Origin of the sequence: Xanthobacter sp., assembly GCF_041911315.1 — a bacterium.
In the GTDB taxonomy this organism is placed as follows: domain Bacteria; phylum Pseudomonadota; class Alphaproteobacteria; order Rhizobiales; family Xanthobacteraceae; genus Xanthobacter; species Xanthobacter aminoxidans.
This window is the reverse complement of record NZ_JAYRPE010000021.1, coordinates 307969-331425: the sequence shown is the minus strand read 5'-3', so window position 1 is coordinate 331425 and position 23457 is coordinate 307969. Positions and strand designations below refer to the sequence as shown.

At 68.8% G+C, this 23457-nt stretch carries 17 protein-coding genes; 6 read left to right on the top strand and 11 right to left on the bottom strand.

The window, feature by feature from the left end; all coding sequences use genetic code 11:
• Window positions 1-74 precede the first annotated feature (74 nt).
• The gene (locus tag ACE3QW_RS08610; RefSeq protein ID WP_374251211.1) at window positions 75-3578 is read right to left on the bottom strand and encodes an AsmA-like C-terminal region-containing protein; all 3504 of its coding nucleotides are present in this window, start codon (window positions 3576-3578) and stop codon (window positions 75-77) included.
• 259 nt (window positions 3579-3837) lie between these two features.
• Between ACE3QW_RS08610 and ACE3QW_RS08605 the strand changes: the two genes are divergently transcribed.
• A complete protein-coding gene (locus tag ACE3QW_RS08605) occupies window positions 3838-4311 on the top strand; it encodes a peroxiredoxin (RefSeq protein ID WP_374251209.1) in 474 nt (157 codons plus the stop codon).
• A 56-nt stretch (window positions 4312-4367) separates the two neighbouring features.
• On the opposite strand, the gene ACE3QW_RS08600 is transcribed toward ACE3QW_RS08605, so the two are convergent.
• Genes ACE3QW_RS08600 through ACE3QW_RS08590 form a run of 3 tightly spaced genes read right to left on the bottom strand, consistent with a single transcriptional unit; the run spans window position 4368 to window position 7185 of the window.
• Window positions 4368-5144 carry a heme ABC transporter ATP-binding protein gene (locus ACE3QW_RS08600; protein ID WP_374251259.1) on the bottom strand — a complete coding sequence of 259 codons (777 nt, stop codon included), beginning with the start codon at window positions 5142-5144 and terminating at the stop codon, window positions 4368-4370.
• A 2-nt stretch (window positions 5145-5146) separates the two neighbouring features.
• The gene (locus ACE3QW_RS08595; protein ID WP_374251207.1) at window positions 5147-6232 is read right to left on the bottom strand and encodes a FecCD family ABC transporter permease; all 1086 of its coding nucleotides are present in this window, start codon (window positions 6230-6232) and stop codon (window positions 5147-5149) included.
• Window positions 6229-7185 carry a hemin ABC transporter substrate-binding protein gene (locus ACE3QW_RS08590; RefSeq protein WP_374251205.1) on the bottom strand — a complete coding sequence of 319 codons (957 nt, stop codon included), beginning with the start codon at window positions 7183-7185 and terminating at the stop codon, window positions 6229-6231. The genes ACE3QW_RS08595 and ACE3QW_RS08590 overlap by 4 nt, the downstream gene beginning before the upstream one ends.
• Window positions 7186-7511: 326 nt before the next feature.
• On the opposite strand from ACE3QW_RS08590, the gene ACE3QW_RS08585 reads away from it, so the two are divergent.
• The 3 genes from ACE3QW_RS08585 (at window position 7512) to ACE3QW_RS08575 (ending at window position 11785) form a co-directional block, all read left to right on the top strand.
• Complete coding sequence (locus ACE3QW_RS08585; RefSeq protein ID WP_374251203.1) at window positions 7512-9719, top strand: TonB-dependent hemoglobin/transferrin/lactoferrin family receptor; 2208 nt, start codon at window positions 7512-7514, stop codon at window positions 9717-9719.
• A gap of 41 nt (window positions 9720-9760) precedes the next feature.
• Window positions 9761-10096: an antibiotic biosynthesis monooxygenase gene (locus ACE3QW_RS08580; protein ID WP_374251202.1), complete on the top strand. Its 336-nt coding sequence runs from the start codon at window positions 9761-9763 to the stop codon at window positions 10094-10096.
• Window positions 10097-10279: 183 nt separating this feature from the next.
• Window positions 10280-11785 (top strand): carboxypeptidase M32, encoded by a 1506-nt coding sequence (locus tag ACE3QW_RS08575; protein WP_374251200.1) that lies wholly within the window; start codon window positions 10280-10282, stop codon window positions 11783-11785.
• A gap of 65 nt (window positions 11786-11850) precedes the next feature.
• On the opposite strand, the gene ACE3QW_RS08570 is transcribed toward ACE3QW_RS08575, so the two are convergent.
• The 3 genes from ACE3QW_RS08570 to ACE3QW_RS08560 form a co-directional block, all read right to left on the bottom strand.
• Window positions 11851-13026: a peptidoglycan DD-metalloendopeptidase family protein gene (locus ACE3QW_RS08570; RefSeq protein WP_374251199.1), complete on the bottom strand. Its 1176-nt coding sequence runs from the start codon at window positions 13024-13026 to the stop codon at window positions 11851-11853.
• A 218-nt stretch (window positions 13027-13244) separates the two neighbouring features.
• Window positions 13245-14519, bottom strand: coding sequence for an alpha/beta hydrolase (locus ACE3QW_RS08565; protein ID WP_374251197.1), 1275 nt, complete (start codon window positions 14517-14519; stop codon window positions 13245-13247).
• Window positions 14520-14620: 101 nt separating this feature from the next.
• Window positions 14621-15280 carry a protein-L-isoaspartate(D-aspartate) O-methyltransferase gene (locus tag ACE3QW_RS08560; protein WP_024279193.1) on the bottom strand — a complete coding sequence of 220 codons (660 nt, stop codon included), beginning with the start codon at window positions 15278-15280 and terminating at the stop codon, window positions 14621-14623.
• Between the two features lie 143 nt (window positions 15281-15423).
• On the opposite strand from ACE3QW_RS08560, the gene recG reads away from it, so the two are divergent.
• Both recG and ACE3QW_RS08550 read left to right on the top strand, forming a co-directional pair.
• Complete coding sequence (recG, locus tag ACE3QW_RS08555) at window positions 15424-17517, top strand: ATP-dependent DNA helicase RecG (RefSeq protein ID WP_374251196.1); 2094 nt, start codon at window positions 15424-15426, stop codon at window positions 17515-17517.
• Window positions 17518-17609: 92 nt separating this feature from the next.
• Window positions 17610-17999, top strand: coding sequence for a YbaN family protein (locus tag ACE3QW_RS08550; RefSeq protein ID WP_245279395.1), 390 nt, complete (start codon window positions 17610-17612; stop codon window positions 17997-17999).
• Window positions 18000-18010: 11 nt separating this feature from the next.
• Here the strand turns inward: ACE3QW_RS08550 and ACE3QW_RS08545 are convergent, their stop codons facing one another.
• The 4 genes from ACE3QW_RS08545 to ACE3QW_RS08530 form a co-directional block, all read right to left on the bottom strand.
• Window positions 18011-19189 carry a diguanylate cyclase gene (locus tag ACE3QW_RS08545; RefSeq protein WP_051679226.1) on the bottom strand — a complete coding sequence of 393 codons (1179 nt, stop codon included), beginning with the start codon at window positions 19187-19189 and terminating at the stop codon, window positions 18011-18013.
• 153 nt (window positions 19190-19342) lie between these two features.
• The gene (gene glmS / locus ACE3QW_RS08540) at window positions 19343-21166 is read right to left on the bottom strand and encodes a glutamine--fructose-6-phosphate transaminase (isomerizing) (RefSeq protein WP_029558375.1); all 1824 of its coding nucleotides are present in this window, start codon (window positions 21164-21166) and stop codon (window positions 19343-19345) included.
• 191 nt (window positions 21167-21357) lie between these two features.
• Window positions 21358-22707 carry a bifunctional UDP-N-acetylglucosamine diphosphorylase/glucosamine-1-phosphate N-acetyltransferase GlmU gene (gene glmU, locus ACE3QW_RS08535; RefSeq protein ID WP_374251195.1) on the bottom strand — a complete coding sequence of 450 codons (1350 nt, stop codon included), beginning with the start codon at window positions 22705-22707 and terminating at the stop codon, window positions 21358-21360.
• Between the two features lie 104 nt (window positions 22708-22811).
• On the bottom strand, window positions 22812-23390 hold the full coding sequence (locus tag ACE3QW_RS08530; RefSeq protein ID WP_029558373.1) for a flavodoxin family protein: 579 nt from the start codon (window positions 23388-23390) through the stop codon (window positions 22812-22814).
• Between the last annotated feature and the right edge of the window lie 67 nt (window positions 23391-23457).

Sequence of the window (23457 nt, the reverse complement as noted above, 5' to 3'; positions counted from 1 at the left end):
AGACCGTCGCACGATTGCCCCATGGGCGGGGCTTCCACTTTCGCTTCCCCCGTCCCGCCGGGGCATTGGAGGGGCTATCGCGTCGGTGGCGTTCCGGTCGAATCGCGGAATTCGAAGATCTTGCGCAGGAAGCCCGGCGCCACGGCCGAGATGGGGTTGATCCGCAGGGTCGGACCGGTGGACAGCGGGCCGACGACCTCGAAGGTCACGCCCACCAAGCCCTCGTTGGGCCCGCCGCCGAGGAACAGGCCGATGACCGGCAGCTTGGAGAAGATGTTGTTGAGCGCGTAGGCCGGCACGAAGGTGCCGCGCATGTTGATGCGGTCGGCGGCGAAATCCAGCGAACCGTCGAAGGTCGCCCCCACGGAGGGGCCCCAGATGGCCCCTTCCTTGAAGACGATCTTGCCGGTTGATCGGGAGAACTGGGCCTGCGCCTTCTCGAAAGCGGCGGTGCCGTTCTCGATGCGGCCGGAGCTGTCGCGGGCGGCGCTGGAGAGGCGCTCGAGGCCGGGCTCGCCCTTGATGGAGAAGTCGCTCAGGTGCAGCACGCCTTCCTGCGGCGTGTTGTCGCTGCGCGGGGGATCGACCACCAGCCACGCCTCGCCGCCCTGCATCTTCGCGTAGATGTCGAGGAAGCGGAACAGCGCGCCGGCATCCGAGGTGGTGATCTGCAGCGCCCGCTCGCGGCCCTGCCAGGTGCGCATCTCGCCGGCCACCGTGCCTTCCCGACCCGTCTTGGCGGTGAGGGTGAAGTCGCGCATCTCGACGCCGCGCCGCGTGGTGGAGAGATCGAACTGGCGCAGCACCTCGCCGTTGTTGCCGGTGAGCGCGCCGATGCGCGCCTCCACGTCCACGTCCTGCGACTTGCGCTTGTCGGTGGGGGGGCCGCTGACGAGGCTCTTCATGATGCCACGGGCATCCATCACCTCGCCGGTGATGCGGATCTTCAGTACCGAGCCGACCCGCTCCGCCTTGGCCGAGGCCTTGTCGCCGTCGGAGAGCTGGAAGGTCGGGAAGTTCGCGCCCATCAGGTCGCCGCTGTCGGCCAGCTCGATGTTGCCCTTGAGCAGGGTGCCCGAGCCGTCGATCACCATGTCGTCGAGGCGGACCGAGTTACCCTTGTCGTTCACGGTGAAGCGCGCCTTGAGCGGCTTGCCGGCGGGCTTGCTGAGGCCGGGAATGAGATCGGCGATCCGCGCCTGGGTCAGGTCGCCTTCGATGCTCGCCCGCGTGTCCTTGTTGTTGGTGGTGCCCACCACCCGCACGCCCACCGGGCCGCTGACGCCGGGAATGTCCACGCCCAGCTTGCCGCGGGCGGCATCGTCGAGGGTAGCGGAGACGCGGATGTCCGAATCGGCCACGTCCTTCTTCTTCTCGTACTCGAAGGCGAGCGGCGCCCCGGCGAGCTTACCCTCGCCACGCAGCACGATGCCGGCGGGCGAGGCGAAGGCCTTCACCGTCGCGCCCTCCAGCCTTTGGCCGCGGAACACCTTGTCCACGCCGAAGTCGGTGAGGTTCGCCTCCAGAGAATAGTCGAGATCCTCCGGCAGCGGCACCTTGCGGAAGATCATGTTCACCTGCAGCAGCGCCGAGAGCCGGCCGCGCGTGGTGGAGGGATCGAAGGCCGTGCCCTGCGGCCCCTTCAGGGGCTCCATGCCCAGCACCTCGATGCCGGCGTCGGCGGGGCCGTTGAAATTCACCCGGATCTGCGCGGAGGGCTCGCGCGGGAAATAATCGGGAATCAGCATCACGCCGTCGCTCACCGCGATCTTGCGGTTCTGCGGCGTCACCACTGTGCCGTCGGGCATGGTGATGCGTACCGAGCGGCCGGTGACGAGGATGGCGAGGCTGGAATTGGTGATGGGCGGCAGTCCCTTCACCGGCCGGATCGTCACGCCCTTGCCGGTTATGGTGAAGCGCACGCCGTCCTCAGGCAGCGGCACCTGCTTCTGGCCGATGAGGTCGAGCGGCAGCTTCACCGCGACCGCGATGCCTTCCGCCGTGCCGCCGGAGACGTTCTCCACCGCGAACTGACGGGCGGGAGGCGCAATGTTCACCGGCCAGAAGCGCTTCACCGTCGCCACCGGCATGGGAGAAGCGACGCCGTCGAACTTCAAGTAGGGAATGGGCACACCGAAATCGAACAGCGCCGTGAAGCTGAAGCTGGCGGTGGAAGCGCCCAGCAGGCCCTGGTCCACCACGATCTGGCGGCTGGGCGGATCGAACCGGCCGGACACGTCCACCTTGGTGATGACGAGGGGCGGCTCGGGCATCTCCGGCCCCTGAAACACGACCTGCTTCGGCCCCATCTGGAACGGCCACGGCTCCTGCGCCTTGGCCGGCACGCGGATCTCACCCGCCAGCTCGATGATGTTCTGGCTCTTCACCGCCTCAATGGGAGCGACCACGATCACACGCCGCGCCACATCCAGCTTAGCCACGATGCGGGCGCGGTCGATGACGAAGCGCTCTTCCGGGTCCTCCCCACTGCCGAGCGCGCCGGCGCCGAGATCGAGGCTCGCATCCGCGGACGTGAGCGCGCCGTCGAGGGCGAGGCGGGCGGAGAAGGAAGCGTTGAGGGGGGTGTCGATATAGAAGCGCCGCTGGTCCTGCACGAAGGCGTGCAGCAGGTCGCGGGTCGAGACGTTCCGGATGGCCACGTCCATGGCGCGCTCGCCATTGCTGACCGGGCTGATGCGCGCGACAGCGGTGGCGACGCCCTGCGGCGACTGGGTGGTGAAGGTCAGCACCGCGCCGCCACCCGGCGGCCGCGCGAGCCGGACGCTCATGTGCTGGAAGACGATTCGGCGGCCGGCGCCCTCGTTCTCCACGATCACGGTGCCGTCCTTGAGGCCCACGTCCGCGAGCGCACCGCCATCGAAGCCGGCGGTTTCGAGGTCCGCCATCCAGCGGGCAAGCGCGACGGGCTTGAGCGGATCGAAATCCGCGCCGGCGGCATCGGCGGCCTGTTGCGCCTTGTCTGGCGGCGAGGCGGGAGCGGAGGCCGGGGTCGCAGTCTGGGATGCAGCGGGCGCCACCGCGGAGCGGGCGGTGGGGCTGGCGGGGATCGCCTTGGCGCCGCGGCCGGTAGCCACCGCCACCTGACCGGTCGGGGCGATTCGCACCGTCATTTCCGCGCCCACGAGGTCGATGCGCCGCGCCTTGGGCATGAGCGAGAGGATGGAGCCTTCCAGTTCCACCTCGGCGCTCGGCGCGCTGGCGACGAGCTGGCCGTCGGGGCCGGTGACGCGGATGTCGTGGACCACCACGGCGGTGGCGCCATGGCCCACCGTCTCCATGGTGGTGGCGCCGATGCTGACCTGGTGGCCGCCGCCGATGCGCTCCTCCAGCGCCCGCTCGATATAGGGCGTGGCGAGGTTGGCGGTGACCATGCCGGTGGCGATGAGCGCGTAGAGGGTGACGGCAGCGACGCCGCCGAGGGCGATCAGGACGAGGCACAGGCCGGTAAAAAGGCGCGCGGCACGGCTGCGCGGCGTCAGCGCACCGACAATGCCCCGGAAGCGGGACCGCTTAGGCTCGCGCCGCGCCCCCGCCGGCCTCTCCTGCCGAAACTCCATTCCGTCTGGACCTTCCCTCTACCGCTTCGGCCGTTCCCGGCCGTTCGTCCGCAACCCGGCGATGGTCCCGCGGTGCCCTCCGGAGTGCGCTTCGATTCGCCTCCGGCCCGCAAGAAATGACCCTAACCTGCCCTTGTCTCGTAAAGATGAGGTGGATCAACTCCCTTGATGATACCATCTGGCCCAAGAACGCGGCCATCTTGTGGGCTTGCATTTGAGCAGCCCCGTATGGCGCCGAACACGTCGAAAGGAAGGCGGAATGTCCAGTTTCCCGGAGGTTGGCGCCAAGGCGCCTGCTTTCTCGCTCACCCGTGATGGGGGCGGTACCGTTTCATTGAAGGATTTCAAGGGCCGCAAGCTGGTGGTCTATTTCTACCCCAAGGCTGACACGCCCGGCTGCACCAAGGAAGCCATTGCCTTCAACGGCCTGAAGGCGGAATTCGCCGCTGCCGACACCGACATCCTCGGCGTCTCCGCCGACGAGGTGAAGGCGCAGGACAAGTTCCGTGACAAGTACAGCCTCGGCTTCGCGCTGGGCTCCGATCCCGACAAGGCCATGCTGGAAACCTATGGCGTGTGGGTGGAAAAGAGCATGTACGGGCGCAAGTACATGGGCGTCGAGCGCGCCACCCTCCTCATCGGCCGCGACGGCAAGGTGGCAAAGACCTGGCCCAAGGTGAAGGTGGATGGCCACGCCGCCGAGGTGCTGAAGGCAGCGCAAGAACTGGGCTAAGCCCAGTTCAAAGCTTCAACCGCGCTGGGCTGAGCCCGGCTCCCCCCTGCCTGCCCTTACCCCGCCGCCTGCACGTTCTGCGGCAGTATGAAGGGGCCGGGCGGGGCCACCCCGATTCGCAGGCGAATGCCGAAGGCGTCCGCCAGCACCGGCTCTGTCAGCACCTCCGCCACTGGCCCCGCCGCGCGGACCCGCCCTCCCGCCAGCACCACGATCTCGTCGGCCACCATGGCGGCGAGGTTGAGGTCGTGCAGCACCGCCAGCACGCCTCCGCCCGCATCCGCATGGGCGCGGGCAATGTTGAGCACGGTGAGCTGGTGGGCGAGATCGAGGCTGGCGGTGGGCTCGTCGAGGAAGAGATAGCCAGGTGCATCCGGCTTTCCCGCATCCAGCTGGGCGAGAATGCGGGCAAGTTGCACCCGCTGCCGCTCGCCGCCTGACAGGCTGTCATAGCGACGGTCGGCGAAGCCGGGCAGGTCCACCCGCGCCAGCAGGCGCAGGATGCGGGCGCGGTCGTGCCCCTCCCCCGCCATGAGGCCGGCGGTGATGACCTCCGCGGCGGTGAAGGGAAAGGCCACCTCCGCCGCCTGCGGCAGCACCGCCCGGCGCCGCGCCAGTTCCAGCGGCCGCATCTCATGGATGGAGATACCGTCCAGCGTCACCCGCCCGGTGGCGAGCCGATGCTCGCCGGACATGGCCTTGAGCAGGGTGGACTTGCCGGCGCCGTTCGGCCCCACCAGCACGGTGACGCGCCCCGGCCGAACCGTGAGGCTCGCGCCATCCACGAGCCGGCGGCCGGAGGCCGTGACGGTGACGTTCTCTGCGCGATACATGCTCACCCCACGAACGCCCGGCGCTTCAGCAGCAGCCACAGAAAGAAGGGCGCCCCGACCAGAGCGGTAACGACGCCAAGCGGCAGTTCGGCCGGCGCCGCGATCATGCGGGCGAGGATGTCCGCGCCGAGCAGCACCGCCGCTCCGAGCAGCGCCGAGGCCGGCACCAGCGCGCGATGGGACGGCCCGATCACCAGCCGCGCGAGATGCGGCACCACCAACCCGACGAAGCCGACGACACCGGTGGCCGCCACCGCCGCCCCCACCCCGGCCGCGACGGCGACGACGGCGGTGCGCTTCAGCCGCTCCACACTGACGCCAGCGTGAAACGCCTCCGCCTCGCCCAGCGCCAGCGCATCGAGCCCGCGGGCGAGGCCGACGGCGATGGCCAGCAGCCCCAGCACGAAGGGGGCGGCAAGCAGCGCCTTCATCCACGTCGCGCCGCCGAGGCTCCCGAGCGTCCAGAACAGGAAGTCCCGCGTCTGCTGCTCGGAGGCGAGGAACACCATTACCCCCGTGCCGGCGCTCGCCAGCGCCCCAAGGGCAAGGCCGGCGAAGAGCAGCGTCGCCACCGAAGTGCGCCCGTCATGCTCCGCGAGCCGCGCGATGACGAGGGTGGTCACGAGCCCTCCTGCGAAGGCGGCGAGCGGCAGCCCGACCACCTGCAGCGGCTGCGGCAGCAAGGCGACGAGCGGCGCGCCGAACACGACGAACGCCACCGCCGCCAGCGCCGCCCCCGGCGCCACGCCCACGAGGCTGGGATCGGCGAGCGGATTGCGGAACACGCCCTGCATCAGCGCCCCCGCCACGGCCATGCCCGAGCCGGCCAGCGCGCCAACGAGCGCGCGGGGCAGGCGCACGTCCAGCACCACGATGCGCTCGCGCAGGGGGCCGGCCGGCGCCGCGCCGGTGATCCAGTCCCACAGCACGGCGAACACCCGGCCGGGGGCGATGGTGAACGGGCCGATGGCCAACGCGCCCACGAAGGCCGCAACCGCCAGAACAGCGAACAGGGTCAGCCCCGCCGTCACCGGACGCCCGCGCGTTCCCGCCTCCGCCGTGGCCATGGCAACGCCTTCCATGCTCATTGGTCCGGCTCCGCGCTCCAGGGTCGGGCCGGCAGCTCCGGCAGCTTCGCGCCCGGGTGCAGCGCCGCCGCGAGATCGCGCGCCGCGCGCGGCGTGCGGGGGCCGAATCCGAGCAGATAGGAGCCGGGCAGCGACACGAGGCGCTTGTCCCGCGCGGCGGGCGTTCCGGCGAAGGCGGGCAGCGCGAAGACGGTCGCGACATCGAGCACCTGCCCGCCGCCGCGCATCACCACCACCGCCTCCGGCTCCGCCGACATTGCCGCCTCGTCCAGCGCCGGCTTGAAGCCCTTGATCTCAGCCATGGCATTGGTGAGGCCCGCGAGTTTCAGGATGGCATCGGCGCTGGTGTCCGCGCCGCCCACCACCGCCGCGCCGCCCGAGGCGGAGAGCACGAACACCGCGCGCGGCCGCTCCGGCAGCGCCTTCACCATGGCATCCAGCGCGGCGAAATCGTCGGAGACCTCTGCGGCGAGCGCCCTGCCCTTTTCCTCCGCGCCAACCGCCTGCGCCACGGCCGCGATCTTGCGCAGCACCGCCTCCCTGTCGTGCCCGTCCGGGATGATGACGACCGGCACCGAGGCCTGTTTCAGCACCTCCATGGTGGAGGGCGGCCCGGCGCCTTCCATGGCGAGGATCAGCGTCGGCCCCACCGAGAGCACGCCCTCCGGCGACAAGGCACGCGCATAGCCCACATCCGGCAAAGCGCGGGCGGCGGCGGGGTAGCGGCTGGTCTGGTCCACCGCCACCACGCGATCACCCATGCCGAGCGAGAACAGGATCTCGGTGACTGCGCCGCCGATGGAGACGATGCGCGGCGAAGCCTGCGGCTGGGCCGCAGCAACACGTGGCGCGAGGCCGGCGACGGCAAGAAGGGCAGCGACGACCACGCCAAGGCTGACAAGACGCGCCGCAACACGGCACGCGCGGATATCTTTCTGACGCCGGATCAACATGGAATTAGAGCAACTCCATTTTTTATGGCGAGTCTTCATGAGACCGATTCGCCTTTATTTTATTTATTCCAATATCGAACGGGCACATATCTACGTGCCAGACACGCAACAGTCTCTGACGTTATTTCAGTTCATTGGCAAGTTGGATGTATTCTTCTTGACGCTTCCGTGGCGTGACGGTAGCCAAATCGTGTCAGGCAAGACGCCTGCTCAGGACATCGCCTGCGCAGGAAATCGCCTGCTCAGGCAGCACGCCTGCGGCCCGCCACGTCCCCGGTCTCCGGATCGACGCCAGCCAGCCTCCGAACATCAGCCGGGAGAGGATTATGGCGGGAGAACCGCAGCGCATTGCCGTGTTCAAGGGCGAAGGGCATCGCCGCGGGAAAGAGGCACTGCTCGCGGGCGTCGCGCTCTGCGCCGTCCTCATGGCCACGCCGCTGCGCGCCCAGAGCGCACCTGAGGCCGGCGCGACCGACGACACGACGACCATCTCTCTCGACACCATCACGGTGGCCGCCAGCTTCACGGAAGAGCGCGCCATCGATGCGCTCGCCGCCATCAGCGTGGTGCGCCCGGACGATCTCGAACAGCTGATGCCGTCGCGGACGCAGGACGTCTTCTTCGGCATGCCGGGCACCACCGTCATCCAGAACGGCAATTCCACGCAGGCCTCCATCAACATCCGCGGCATGGAGGACTACGGCCGCGTCGCGGTGTTCGTCGACGGCGCGCGGCAGAACTTCACCCAGCTCGGCCACGGCACCGGCGCCGGCTCCTTCTTCCTTGAGCCCGGCCTGCTGGCGGACGTGGACGTGGTGCGCGGCCCGGTGGCCAACATCTACGGTTCCGGCGCCATCGGCGGCGTGGTGACGTTCCGCACCAAGGACGCCGCCGACATCATCAGGCCCGGCCAGACGTGGGGTGTGGAATCCGCCGGGGAGTTCGGCTCCAACGGGCCGATGGGCTACGCCGCCCTGTTCGCGGCGGCGAAGGTGAACCCGAACATCGACCTGTTCTTCGGCGGTACCTACCGCTCGCAGGGCGACTATACGGACGGCAACGGCAACGAGGTGCCCGGCACCGGCTCCGACATCTGGACCGGCGTCGCCAAGCTCACCTTCCGGCCGGCGGACCATCACGAGGTGAAGATCACCGGCCTCAATTACGACGCCGACTACACCACCTACAACGCCGCGCTGGTGAACAACGCGCTTCCCGCCAACTCGACCCAGTACGGCACCACCGTTCTCAACCAGACCCTGACGGCGAGCTGGAACTACACCAACCCCGACGACAACATTTTCGACTGGCGCAGCCAGATCTACTGGAACCGGGTGAAGCAGAGCCAGCTGAAGGTGGCGGGCACGCCCAGCTCCATCACCGGCTCCGTCGGCGACCCGCGCTATTTTACCATCGACACGCTGGGCTTCGACCTCAACAACACCTCGCGCTTCACCTTCGCCGACATCCGCAACGCCATCACCATCGGCGGCGACTATTTCCACGACGACGTGGACAATATCGACAATTACGGCTTCGGCGACGGCTACAACCCGTCCGGCGAGCGGGGTGTGGGTGGTGCCTTCATCCAGTGGAAGGCCAATTATTCCACCTGGTTCGAGGCCATCGGCGCGCTGCGCTATGACACCTACAATCTCAGTGGAGACGGCGTTTCCACCAGCGGCGACCACCTCTCGCCCAAGATCACGGTGGGCCTCACGCCCTGGCAGTGGGTGACGCTCTACGGCACCTTCGCGGAAGGCTATCGGGCGCCGGCCGTCACCGAGACGCTGGTGAACGGCGCGCACCCGCCGAACATTCCGCTGGTCTTCTGTCCGGATGGCAGCTTCGGCGTGTTCTGCTTCGTGCCGAACCCGTATCTCCGGCCGGAAATCGGCAAGAACAAGGAAATCGGCCTGAACTTGCGGTTCGACGACATCTTCACCAAGGGCGACAAGTTCCGCGCCAAGGCCAACGTCTACCAGAACGACGTGGAGGACTATATCGAGCTGGTGGGCTACGACCGGACGCCGTTCGGCAGCTTCGCCAACTACCAGTATCAGAACATCGCCAACGCCCGCATGCGCGGCTTCGAGTTCGAGAGCAATTACGACGCCGGCCTCTGGTTCGCGGGCTTCAATGCCACCGTGTCCGAGGGCGAGAACACCAACAACGGCCAGCCCCTCGCCAACGTGATGCCCAACAACATCGCCGCGACGCTGGGCGCCCGCTTCTTCGAGAACAAGCTCACCGTCTCGGTGCGCTGGCAGTGGGTGGCGGCGAAGACCGCGGCCGACCTGCCGGCCGATTCCCCCTACGCGGCGACGCCGAGCTTCAACCTCGTGAACGTCTATCTCGGCTACCAGCCGGACCCGAACGTGCTCGCCCAGCTCTCCGTTGAGAACCTCTTCAACGAGCAGTACGTTCAGTACCAGCAGTTCCTGCCGAGCGCCGGCATCACCGCGAAGGCCGGCCTCAAGTTCAAAATCGGCGCCGAGACCATCGCGGCGGCGACGCCCTACCCGGTCAAATAGGCGGCCGGCTACCTTTCCCATTGCCCATACGGAGTGACGAGATGTTCATTGCCACCAACAGGTTCAAGGTGAAACACGGGTCCGAGGCCGAGTTCGAGCGGGTCTGGCGGGAGCGCGACACCTACATCGCCAGCGTCCCCGGCTTCGTCGCCTTCGATCTGTGCCGCGGGGCGGAGAAGGAGGATTACACCCTCTACATCTCCCACACCGTGTGGGGCTCCAAGGCCGATTTCGAGGCCTGGACCAAGTCGGAGGCCTTCCGCCTCGCCCACCGCGACGCGGGTGCGTCATCCAACCGCGTGAACTATATCGGCGGTCCGGAGTTTGAAGGATTTGAGTCGGTGCTCTCGCTCACCCCCGGCGAGAAGGCGGCCTGAGGGCCCACCGACCCGAACCACGGTGTTACCTCCAGCCCGGCCGGACCCAACGTCCGCGCCGGGCTTTTCTTTGCGACCCGCGCCGCAGGCCCCGCCCTTTCCATGCCGGCCCCGCTTGGCTACCGTCTTGGCCCTTTTCCCGGCCCTTGAATTCTCCGGCCCCAGAGCCAACAGGATCGCGCCATGACGGCCTATTCCGACCTCGCCGCCCATTTCGACCGTGCCGCGGCGCTCGCCAACGGCATCGGCATCCTCCAGTGGGACAGCGACACCATGATGCCCAAGGGCGCCGCCTCCACCCGCGCGGAGAGCCTCGCCCTCTTGCGCGTGCTCCACCACAACATGGCGACCGACCCGCGCATCGGCGACTGGATCGCCAATGCGGAGAATGAGGATCTGGGCCCGTGGGAGCGCGCCAACGTGCGCGAGATCACCCGCAGCTTCACCGTAGACACCGCCGTGCCCGCCGACCTCGTGGAAGCTTCCAGCCGCGCCTCCTCCCGCTGCGAGATGGCCTGGCGCAAGGCGCGTGCGGACGCGGACTTCCCCGCCCTCCTGCCTTATCTGGAGGAGGTGCTGCGGCTCCAGCGCGAGATCGGCCGGGTGAAAGGCGAGAAGCTTGGCCTTTCCCCCTATGATGCCCTCCTGAACGGCTACGAGCCGGGCGGCCGCTCAGCCCGCATCGACGCGCTGTTCGACGACCTCGCCCAGTTCCTGCCCGGCTTCACCGAGGAAGTGCTGGAAATCCAGGCCCGCCGCCCGGCGACGTCCCCGCTCGAAGGCCCCTTCGCCGTGGAGGCGCAGCGTGCGCTTGGGCTGGAGATGATGAAGGTGGTCGGCTTCGATTTCGAGCGCGGCCGGCTCGATGTCTCCACCCATCCCTTCTGCGGTGGCGCCGACAACGACGTGCGCATCACCACCCGCTACGACGAGAGCGACTTCTCCCGCGCCCTCATGGGCGTGCTGCACGAGACCGGCCATGCGCTCTATGAGCAGGGTCGCCCGCAGGATTTCATCCACCAGCCGGTGGGGCAGGCCCGCTCCATGAGCATCCATGAGAGCCAGTCTCTGCTCATGGAGATGCAGGCCTGCCGCAGCCGGGAATTCCTCACCTTCGCCGCCCCGCGCATGCGCGCCGCCTTCAAAGGCTCCGGCCCGGCCTGGGAGGCGGATGCATTGTGGCGGCTCTACACCAAGGTGGAGCGCGGCTTCATCCGGGTGGATGCCGACGAGGTGACCTATCCCGCCCACGTCATCCTGCGCTACCGGCTGGAAAAGGCGCTGATCGGTGGAGATATGAAGCTCGCCGACCTACCCGGGGCCTGGGCCGAGGGCATGAAGTCCCTCCTCGGCGTGACGCCGCCCGACGATCGTCTGGGCTGCCTCCAGGACATTCACTGGCCGGGCGGCGGCTGGGGCTATTTCCCCACCTACACGCTGGGCGCGATGACCGCCGCGCAGCTGTTCGACGCCGCCTGCCGCGCCGATCCCGGCATCCTGCCCGGCATCGCCAAGGGGGATTTCGCGCCCCTGCTGACGTGGCTGCGCGTCAACGTCCACGGCCAGGCCTCGCTGCTGGAGACGGACGAGCTTCTCACCCGCGCCACCGGCCGGCCGCTCGATGCCTCCGTGTTCAAGGCCCACCTGCGCCGCCGCTATGGCGGCGAGATGGAGCATCCGGCGGCCTGATCCACCGCCCAACGCAAAACGGCCGGGCAGATGCCCGGCCGTTTTCGTTTGAGATGAAGTTGCGATCAGAGACCGGCGACGTAGCGGCTCGGATCGACGGGCGTCGACCCCTTGCGGATCTCGAAGTGCAGCTGGGGCGAGGAGACGTTGCCGCTCTGGCCGGCCTTGGCAACAATCTGGCCGCGCCGCACGGTATCGCCGCGCTTCACCGTCAGCTCGCTGTTGTTGGCATAGGCGGTCACGTAGCCGTCCGCGTGCTTGATGAGCACGAGGTTGCCGTACCCCTTCAGCTCGTTGCCGGCATAGGCGACGGTGCCGTCCTCGGCAGCGCGCACCGCAGTGCCCTCGGGGACCGCGAAGTTCACGCCGTCATTGTGGGCACCGCCGGGCTTGGGACCATAGGAGGCGATGACGCGGCCGCGCACCGGGGCGCGGAACTGGGGACCGGAGCCACCGGCGCGCGGGGCGTCGTCGGCATCGATCACCGGCGACACCTTCGCGGCGGTCTCGACCTTGGGCTCGGGTGCGGCCGACTTGGACACCGCCGCAGTCGGCGCGGAACCGGCGGGCTTGGCCGCAGCGGTCTGGGTGGTCTTCGCCGCGGGGGCGGCAGCCGGTGCCGGAGCCGGCGTGGCGGCGATCGTCGCGGGCTTGGCCGAGCCGGGAACCTGCAGCGTGCTGGCGACCGGAGCCGCCGCGGCAAGCTGCGGCGGCTTGGCGGCAGCAGTGGACTGGGCAGCAGCCTGCGCGGCCTTGGCCTGCGACGCGCCATTGCCGCCGGGCGGGATGATGAGCGTCTGGCCCGTGCGGACGGTGCCTCCGGCGGGAATGTTGTTGGCGATGGTCAGCGAGGCCACCGAGACGTTGTACATGCGCGAGATGGACCCGAGGGTCTCGCCGGCCACCACCACATGGGTTCCGGCAGCCGGACCGCGGGCGGCGGGAGCCGCAGCGGGCGTCGCCGCCGCATAGCCGGGCGCTCCGTATAGCGGCTGACCGCCACCGGTTGAGGCATAGGATGAGGCCGGGTAACCGGGCGCTGCCGCCTGTCCCGGCGGCGGGGCCGGCATGGCCTCGACCCGACCCGAGCCGAGCGAGCCCGTGACGTCCCCGTTGCCGGCGGGCGGATAGCCGCCCGGATGCCCCTGGTAGCCCGCGACGGGCGCCCCGGCCGGTGGCTGGGGCGAGTCGGCGGCGAAGCGGATCGTATCCGAACTACAGCCTGCAACCGTTCCGGACACGAGCCCGATCAGTGCCAGCCGCGCGAAGACGTTACGCCCGTGAGTCCCGCAGGAAGTACGCATGTGACCGAACTCGCACGCAAACATTACGGCCCGCAGTTAAGGGTCCCATGCGTAAACGGCGGCTTAAATGACGTATCTTCGGCATGGTGCTGCCGAACTTTCGACTCCCGCGTGACAAACCTGCAACAGGTCGGCGACCCCGACCTGCCGTTTGGTCAGTTGCCCTTGGGGAGCGTAACCACGCTGGCGCCGCTCTCGGCGGTGTCCGACACCGAGCGGCCCAGCTGGTTCACATGCTGGTTGTAGTGGGAGCGGGTGTTCTCATCCACCACGGCGACGGGCGCGGCGATGACGAGGCCGGCGGCGGTGCCGACGGTCGCGGCGGCGTCCGAGGTCGCCTTGATGATGTGCTCGCCGACGCCGACGCGGGAGTCGGTCATGGTCTGCCCCTCCGCAAGGCGGGCGCCGATGGCCTGCACCACCTTCGGGCTGGCGGCGAACTTGCCGTGGGCGAGGGGATCGTTGGTCCTGAGCTTGGTCAGGTCCACCACGTTGATGTTATTCTTCTCGAACTCGGTGCGGAACGGCTCCTGCTCCGGATCCACCGCACCGACACGGGGGACGTCACCCCACACCCGACGGGAGACGGCGAGCGCCTTGTCGTCCTGCGAGACGAACAGGGTGAAGGCCGGGCGCTGGCTGGTCTTGCCGATCTCGTTGAAGAAGGTGGAGAAGACGTCCACGTCCACGTCCGGCGCCGCCAGCATCACATACTTGATCTTGGGGAGGATGCGCCCGTTGCGGATCGCCATCTGCCGCAGGGCTTCCAGCGTGACGACGTTGCCCATGGAATGGGCGAGGATGGAAATCTCGCCCACGTTCGGGTCCTTGGCCATGAAGGTCAGCAGCCGCTCGAGGGAATCCCTGGAGAAGGAGGTGCTTTCGCGGTCATAGCCGTAGGCGAGCAGGCTGCCGCGCGAGGGCCAGGTGAACAGCACCGGCGTCACCGGCGCCTCGGAATCGTGGATGATCTGCGCGAAGCGGAACACCGCGTCGTCGAAGCGCTGGTTGTAGCCGTGCACGAACACCAGGGCCTGCCGGCCGGGCGTGCGGCTGATGCGGTTATGGAACCACACGGTCGCCTGATCCTGTGTCAGGTCGACGAGCTTGGTGGTGACGAAGTCCGTCGCCGGGTTGCCCGGAATGCTCCGCGGCCACTGAACGTCGCCGATCTTGCGGGCGCCGTCGGGCGGGATGGAAACCTCGATCTCGGCATAGCTCGGCGTGCGGGCGCGCTCGCCGTTGAAGATGTCCGGGCCATCGGACCGCTCGCGGACGGTGGCGACCACCATGTCCACGCGGGACGTGCCGGGAATTGTATCGGGCACGGGAATGAGCGCGCCATCGGGGCGCCCGGCGCAGCCTGTCAGCAGGCCGAGCAGCAGCGCACACGTCAGAAACTGCCGCCCGCGGCCGGAAACGCCCTTCAATTCTCGATCCCCCGGAACGCAACTGTCGATCCCGATAGCCGAGGGATCGGACCCCCGCAACGGGCTTCGGCACCAGGGTACGGTGAAAGCGATGCTTTCGCTCAGAGTGTGGCCGCGGCGCCCGGAACGAGCGGTACAAAGCGCACCTTCATCAGGTCGGTGCGGCTGCGGCCCGACTGCTCCTTGACGATACGGACGAGCGTCTGCACCTCCTCCGGCGCGCCGAGGGGCGCGACGATGACGCCGCCGAGCTTGAGCTGATCCATCAGCGCCGGCGGGATGTCGGGTGCCGCGGCGGTGACGAGGATGCGGTCGAACGGCGCGCGGGCCGGCATGCCGTTCATGCCGTCGCCCACATAGGCGGTGACGTTGCGCAGGCCGAGCACCTCGAAACGCGTCTGCGCCTCGCTGACGAGGGAGCGATAGCGGTCCACCGTCACCACGCGGGCGGCGAGATGGGAGAGCACGGCGGCCTGATAGCCGGAGCCGGTGCCCACCTCCAGCACGGTCTGGTCTGCTGTGACGCCGAGGGCTTCCGTCATGGCGGCGACGAGGCTCGGCTGCGACATGGTCTGGCCGCAGGCGATGGGCAGCGCCACGTCGTCATAGGCGTGGCGGCGCATCATGGGATCCACGAACAGCGGCCGCGGCACCAGCTCGATGGCGCGCAGCACCGCGAGATCCCTGATCCCACGCTGGCGCAGCCGGAGGATGAAGGCCGCACGTTCCGCCTGCTCGCCGTCGCCCTCGCCGGTGCTCATCCCGGTGTCCATCTCCGCCTAACTGTTGAAACCTATAGCAGATTGCCGCCGATCTCCAGCCGGTGCCTTTCCACCATCTTCCCAGCCGCCGCGCCCCGCCCCGGCTTGCGCCGCAACGGCCGATCGGACACCCTCGCGCCGCCATGCGCCCCGACGTCCTGTCCCCCCTCTTCGCAACCCTCGACAGCCTCTCCGGCATCGGCCCCAAGCTGATGAAGCCGTATGCGCGCCTGCTGGGTCGGGACATGCCGCGGGTGATCGACCTGCTGTTCCACATGCCGTCCGGCTTCGTGGACCGCCGCGCCCGCCCCCTGCTCGCCGAAGCCGTTCCCGAGACCGACGTGACGGTGGAAGTGACGGTGGACGCCCACCAGCCGCCCCCGCCCGGTAGCCGGGCGCCGCACCGCACCTATGTGTCCGATGCCAGCGGCGACATGGTGGTGGTGCATTTCAAGATCGAGCCCGCGCGCATCGAGCGGATGCTGCCGGTCGGAGCCAAGCGCTGGCTGTGCGGCCGCATCTCGATCTATGACGGGATGCGGCAGATGACCCACCCGGACCGCATCCTCGATGCCGCCGGGGTCGAGCGGCTGCCGGCGGTGGAGCAGGTCTATCCGCTGGTGGAGGGCCTCGCCTCCGGGCATCTGCGCCGGGCCATCGAGGCGGCGCTCCAGCGCGTGCCCGACCTGCCCGAGTGGATTCCGGACGACGTTCGCGCGGCGCGGGGCTGGCCCTCCTTCCGCGAGGCGCTGATGCGCCTGCACAAGCCGGCCTCCCCCCACGAGGCGACGCCGGCCGGCGGGCCGTGGCGCCGGCTCGCCTTCGACGAGTTGCTCGCACATCAGCTCACCCTCGCCCTCGTCCGGGCGCAGGAGGAGAAGGCCGGCGGGCGCTCCACCATCGGGGATGGACACATCTCGGCTCGGCTCGCCGCCGCCCTGCCCTTCACGCTCACCGGCGCGCAGGAGCAGGCCATCGCCGCCATTCGCGCGGATTTGGCCGCCGACACCCGGATGCTGCGCCTGCTTCAGGGCGATGTGGGCTCGGGAAAGACGGTCGTCGCCCTGATGGCCGCCGCCACGGTGGCCGAGGCTGGGCGGCAGACCGCGCTGATGGCACCCACCGAGATCCTCGCCCGCCAGCATCACGAGACCATCGCGCCACTGGCCGCCGCGGCTGGGCTCTCCACGGCCATCCTCACCGGCCGGGAGAAGGGGCGGGCCCGCGAGGCCGTGCTCACGGAGCTGGCCTTCGGCCGCACCGATCTGGTGGTGGGCACCCATGCGCTCATCCAGGACGACGTGATCTTCCGCGACCTCGCCCTCGCCGTGGTGGACGAGCAGCATCGTTTCGGCGTCGAGCAGCGGCTGACGCTGGCCCGCAAGGGCGAGGCGGTGGACATGCTGGTGATGACGGCGACCCCCATCCCGCGCACCCTCGTCCTCACCCTGTTCGGCGACATGGAGTCCAGCGAGCTGCGGGAGAAGCCGCCGGGCCGGCAGGCCATCGACACCCGCGCCTTGCCCCTCGACCGACTGGACGAGGTGGTGGCAGGCGTCGGGCGGGCTTTGGCATCCGGTGCCCGCGCCTACTGGATCTGCCCGCTGGTGGAGGAGACCGACACCTCCGACCTCGCCGCCGCCACAGAGCGCTACGAGACGCTGCAATCCGTCTTCGGCGCATCGGTGGGACTGGTGCACGGGCGCATGTCCGGCGCCGCCAAGGACGAGGCCATGGCCCGCTTCGCCCGCGGGGAGACGCGGCTGCTCGTCGCCACGACCGTGATCGAGGTGGGCGTGAACGTGCCGGAGGCCACCGTCATGGTCATCGAGCATGCCGAGCGCTTCGGCCTTGCCCAGCTGCACCAGTTGCGCGGCCGCGTGGGGCGCGGCGACAAGCCATCGGTGTGCCTGCTGCTCTACCGTCACCCGCTGGGCGAAACCGCGAAGGCCCGCCTCGCCATCCTGCGGGAGAGCCAGGACGGGTTCCGCCTCGCCGAGGAGGATCTGCGGCTGCGCGGCGAGGGTGACGTGCTGGGCACGCGGCAAAGTGGCCTGCCCGGCTTCCGCCTCGCCCGCATGGAATGGCACGGCGGCGAGGTGGAGGCCGCCCGCAATGCGGCGGCGGCGCAGGTGCGGGCCGATCCCGACCTTGTCGCCCCCGGCGCGCGGGTGCTGCACACGCTGCTGCACCTGCAGGAGCGGGATGCGGCCGTGCGCTTGCTCTCCGCCGGATGAGGCGCCATGGTCCCGCGATGGCCGCCGACAACGATGCATCCGCCCCTCCTCCGCCTGCCCCGACGGCGCAGAGGGCGCTGACGCAGAGTGAGATGCTGGCCGCAGGGCGCTGGAGCCGCGACGCCATCTATCGCAAGCTGCTGTTCGCGGCGGGGTTCGTCTTCCTGGTCATCGGCGCCATCGGCATGGTGGTGCCCATGCTGCCGGGCACGGTCTTCCTGATCCTCGCCGCCTGGTGCTTCACCCGCTCGTCGCCCAAGTTCGAGGCGTGGCTCCTCAATCACCGCTGGCTCGGCCCCGGCGTGGTCCGGTGGCGGGAGACCGGGGCCATCCCGCCCCTGGTGAAGCTGTTCGCGCTGGCAAGCTTCGTCGGCACCTTCACCGGCAGCTGGTATCTCGGCGCGCCGACCTTCGTGCTCGCGTTCCTCGGCGTGCTGTTCATCCTGCTGGCGATCTTCATCGCGACCCGGCCGAACCGCTAGCGCGAGATCCCTCAACGACGCAGGGGCACCACGTTGTCGGGCAGGAATTCCTCTTCCGCGCAGCAGACCCGATTGCGACCGGACCGTTTCGCCTCGTAGAGGGCGGCATCCGCCCGCTCGAACGTCGCCGGGAGCGGCTCGACCCGCGAAGCCAGCGCGACGCCGATGCTGACGGTGAAGGGCGGCACGTCCGTCTCCTCATGGCCGATGATGGCGAGGCGCACCGATTCCGCCTGCAGCCGCGCCATCTCGGGCGAGGCGCGCTCCAGCAGGATGGCGAACTCCTCGCCCCCCACCCGGCCGATGAGCGCCGACTGCGGCAGCGTGTGCTGCAGCATGCCGCCGAAGCCGCGGATGGTCTGGTCGCCCACGCCATGGCCGAACGTGTCGTTGATGGCCTTGAAGTGGTCGATATCGATGAGCAGCAGCGCGAACGGCGCCGCCCCGGCCTGCCTATGCACCAGATCTGAAGCGCGCTGCTCGAACCCGCGGCGGTTCAGGAGGCCGGACAGGGCGTCCGTATCCGCCACCTCCTGCGTCTCCCGCACCAGTTCCAGCACAGAGATCACCAGAATCAGGAAGCCCGTCGCCACCATCAGGAGGCCGGTGCTGACCTGGGCCACCACCGCGAACGGCGTGTCCATGTAGTTGATCTGGTGCGGCCCGGTATGCAGGCTGACGGCCAGCGCGGCCTTGAGCGGCACATGCATGCACAACAGCGCGAACAGGCCGGCGAGCAGGAGATCACGCAGCCGGCGCGGGCTGTCCCGCAGAACCACCCAGCAGCTTGCTGCCGTCGCGACCACGAACGGCAGCTGATAGCTGACCACCCGGACGAACATGTTCACGGTCAGTTGCAGCGCCAGCGCGGCGCTGAGCACCGTCACGACGCCAAGGACAGCGACCAGCCCCAACGGGATGGGCTTGCGGTAGAGCACGGCCAGCCCCGGCACCATCAGGATGAGGCACGTCGCGAAGGAGAGGTAGATCACCGGCGCGAACAGGACGATCCAGCCGGTGTAGGACTGCGCCAGCATCGCCAGCGGCGTGATGACGATGGCGCCGAAGCTGGCGGCGAACCAGAGCGGTGCCGTGTAGCCGCGATGAAGCAGCGCCAACGCGAGATAGCTCGCGGCGAACAGAGCCGCCACCACGGCATTCATGAAGATAGGGAACGTCGCAGCAGGCATTGACCGGCGTCCGCACCCAGGATCGAGCGTTGGTTGTGTCGGAAAATGAAGGACCCGAATCGATATCGGCGCAACAGATTTCAAGGGGCACGGGTGGATTGTGCCACCCGCGCTGGACCAGGCCACCGTCGCCGACTATTCCACGGTGACGGCCTATTCCACCGTCACGGACTTGGCGAGGTTGCGCGGCTGGTCCACGTCCGTGCCCATGATGACCGCCGTATGGTAGGCGATCAGTTGGACCGGGATGGAATAGACCATCGGGCACACGGTCGCCGGCATCTCGGGCAGGATCAGCTTCTGCACCGCATTCACCGGCGCCGCCTCAGCCCCCTTGGGGTCGGTGACGAGGATGATCTTGCCGCCGCGCGCCGCCACCTCCTCCATGTTGGAGACGGTCTTGTCGAAGATGCGGTCGTGGGGGGCGATCACCACCACCGGCATCTTCTCGTCGATGAGGGCGATGGGGCCGTGCTTCAGCTCGCCGCCGGCATAGCCCTCGGCGTGGATGTAGGAGATTTCCTTGAGCTTCAGCGCCCCTTCCAGCGACAGCGGATAGTTCGTTCCGCGGCCGAGATAGAGCACGTCCCGGGCCTTCGCGAGGGTGCGGGCCAGCACCTCGATCTCCGGCGAGAGCTTCAGCGCCTCGGTCATCAGGCGCGGCACTTCCATGAAGGCGCGCACCAGCTTGTGCTCGTCATCCGCCGACAGCACGCCCTTGGCGCGGCCGAACGCGACGGACAGGCAGGCCAGCGTCGCCAGCTGGCAGGTGAAGGCCTTGGTGGAGGCGACGCCGATTTCAGGGCCGGCGAGAATGGGCAGCACCACGTCCGCCTCGCGGGCGATGGTGGAGGTGGGCACGTTCACCACGGCCACTACCTTCTGCCCGCACTCCTTGGCGTAGCGCAGGGAGGCCAGCGTGTCCGCCGTCTCGCCCGACTGGGAGATGACGATGGTGACGCCGCCCGGCGCCAGCGGCGTCTCGCGGTAGCGGAACTCGGACGCGATGTCGGTGGAGACAGGCACGCGGCCGAAACGCTCCAGCCAGTATTCCGCCACTGCGCCGGCATAGAGCGCGGTGCCGCAGGCGGTGATGGAGATGTGCTGCACCTCCTTCGGGTCGAACGGCAGCTCGGGCAGGCAGACGGTCTCGGTGTCGAGATCGAGATAATGGCCGAAGGTGTGGGAGATGACCTCGGGCTGCTCGTAGATCTCCTTCGCCATGAAGTGGCGATGGTTGCCCTTGTCCACGAGCAGGGCGCCGGCTGGCACCTTCTGCACCGCGCGCTCCACGATGCGCCCCGTCTCGTCGCGGATTTCCGCGCCCTCGCGGGTCAGCACCGCCCAGTCGCCCTCTTCCAGATAGGCAATGCGATCGGTGAACGGGCCAAGGGCGATGGCGTCCGAGCCGAGGAACATCTCGCCATTGCCGTAGCCGATGGCGAGGGGAGAACCGCGGCGGGCGGCGATCAACAGGTCGGTCTTGCCGTCGAACAGGAAACCGAGGGCGAAGGCGCCCTTGAGGCGCGGCAGCACGGCTGCCACCGCCGCCACCGGCTCCTTGCCGGAGAGCAACTCGCGGTCCACCAGCTGGGCGACGACCTCGGTGTCCGTGTCGCTCCTGAAGGTGACGCCAGCAGCCTTCAGCTCTTCCTTCAGCTCGCGGAAATTCTCGATGATGCCGTTGTGGACCACCGCCACGCGCTTGGTGCCGTGGGGATGGGCATTGCGCTCGGAGGGCTTGCCGTGGGTCGCCCAGCGGGTGTGTCCGATGCCAGCGTGGCCCTTGAGCGGGTGCTTGTCGAGCTTGGTCTCGAGATTGCGCAGCTTGCCTTCGGCGCGGCAGATCTCGAGATGCCCGTTCTCCAGTGTCGCGATGCCGGCGGAATCATAGCCGCGGTATTCCAGGCGCCGGAGGGATTCGACCACCTTGTCCGCGACGGCGCTCTTCCCCAGAATGCCGACGATCCCGCACATGCGATCTAGCTCCGATGTTGGCGGCGCCCCGGTTGGGCCCGGCTGATTGTCGCGCCCAAGGTGCACTGCAAAAACTGAATGGACCGTTCCTAACCCGCAAGTCCTACCTCGCGAGTCCTAACCCGCAAGTCCTACCCCCCACGGGGCCGGAGCCGGAATCACATCGCCTTTCCGTTGGTGTCAGGCGAAGGCTACTTCTTCTTCGCGTCCGCCCGGGCGGCGCGGAAATCCCTCGCCCAGCCGTCCTTCACCACCTGCCGGCTGCGGGCGATGGCGAGGGCATCCTCCGGCACATCCGAGGTGATGACGGCGCCGGTGCCCACATAGGCCCCCGCCCCGATCGTCACCGGAGCCACCAGCGCCGAATTGACGCCGATGAAGGCACCCGCGCCGATCTCGGTGCGATACTTGGAGAAGCCGTCGTAATTGCAGGTGATAGTGCCGGCACCGAGATTGGCGCCCGCGCCCACATGGGCATCACCCACGTAGGAGAGGTGGTTCACCTTGGCGCCGCTCTCGATATGGGCGGCCTTGGTCTCCACGAAATTGCCGATGCGCACGCCCTCATCCAGCCGCGTGCCCGGCCGCAGCCGCGCGTAGGGACCGATGGAGACGCCGGGCGCGAGCTGCGCGCCTTCGAGGTGGCAGAAGGCGTGGATCACCACATCGTCTCCGACGGTGACGCCCGGCCCGAACACCACGTTGGGCTCCACGATCACGTCGCGGCCGAGCACCGTGTCGGCGGAGAAGAACACCGTCTCCGGCGCGATCAGCGTGGCGCCCTCGGCCATGGCGGCGAGCCGCAGGCGCTTCTGCAGGATGGCCTCGGCCTCGGCGAGCTGGATGCGGCTGTTGACGCCGGCCACCTCGTCCACATCCGCCTTCGCCGCGACCGCGGCGCGCCCGTCGGCGCGCGCGATCTCTACGGCGTCGGTGAGATAATATTCGCCCTTGGAATTGGCGTTGCCGATGCGGTCGAGGATGGAGAGCGCATCCTTGCCCGAGAGCGCCATCAGCCCGGCATTGCAGAAGCGAACCGCCTTCTCGGCGGCGGTCGCGTCCTTCTCCTCGCGGATGGCGACGAGTTCGTCACCGGAGGTGACGAGGCGGCCATAGCCGGTGGGGTCTTCCGGCTCGAAGCCGAGCGCGGCGACGGCAGCGCCCTCGGCCAGCGGGGCCCGCAGGCGGGCGAGGGTTTCGGGGCGCACCAGCGGGGTGTCGGCATAGAGCACGAGCACGTCGTCGGCGCCCTGTTCCAGCGCGGCGCGGGCGGCGAGCACGGCGTGGGCGGTGCCGAGCCGCTCGGTCTGCACGAACACCTGCGCGTCCGGCACGATGCGCGTCGCCTCGGCGGCGACATCCTCGCGGCCGGGGCCGACCACCACGGCGGTGCGGGTGGCGCCGGCGGCACGGGTCGCCGCCAGCACATGGTGGAGCATGGTGCGGCCGGCGACCTTGTGGAGCACCTTGGGGAGGCGCGACTTCATGCGCGTCCCTTCCCCGGCGGCGAGCACCACCACGAGCAGGCTCCGGTCACTCATCGCGATTCCTCCGCGGCGCTAACGTTCCGCCCCCATTACCCCGCCGCCGCAGCGAGCGGAAGCGGGGAGGACGCGAGACGCAGGCGCGCCTCAGATGGCGATTTTCAGGCGCCGCGGGTCCAGCGCACGGTCGCCTCGGCGACGCGGCGGCCGAGATGGGCGGCGGTGCGGCGGTCGGTGGCGGGCGGCACCACGTCCGGGCCTTCATCGATGTTGGACTGGGCATAGGCGCCGGCGAAGCCACCGAGGCGGTTCAGGTCGTCCAGCGAGCCCTTGGAATTGTTGTTGCCGGGATGGAGACCGAGGCCCACCCAGACCATGCCGTGCTGCTGCGACAGGCCGAACATCGCGTGGATGCCCTGGTGCTTGTCGCCGTTCTGCGCGCCGGAATTGACGAAGCCGGCGGCCAGCTTGTCCTTCCACTTCATCTCGAACCAGCGCTTGGACGACTTCTCGGCAAACGCCTGGAAGGCAGCGGAGACGTTGCCCATGTAGATCGGCGCGCCGAAGATGATGGCGGCGGCGCCGTCCAGCACGTCCCACTTCTCGTCCACTTCGTCCACGGAGACGAGGACGCCCTCGACCGCATCGACTTCCTTGATGCCGGCGAGCACGGATTCAGCCACCACCTTGGTGTGGCCATAGCCCGAGTGATACACGATCGCGACGACTGGTTTCGACATGACACGTCTCCCCGTTGGGTTCGCCACCGGTTATGCCGTGCATGAATGCCTACATCCAGCCGTAAGA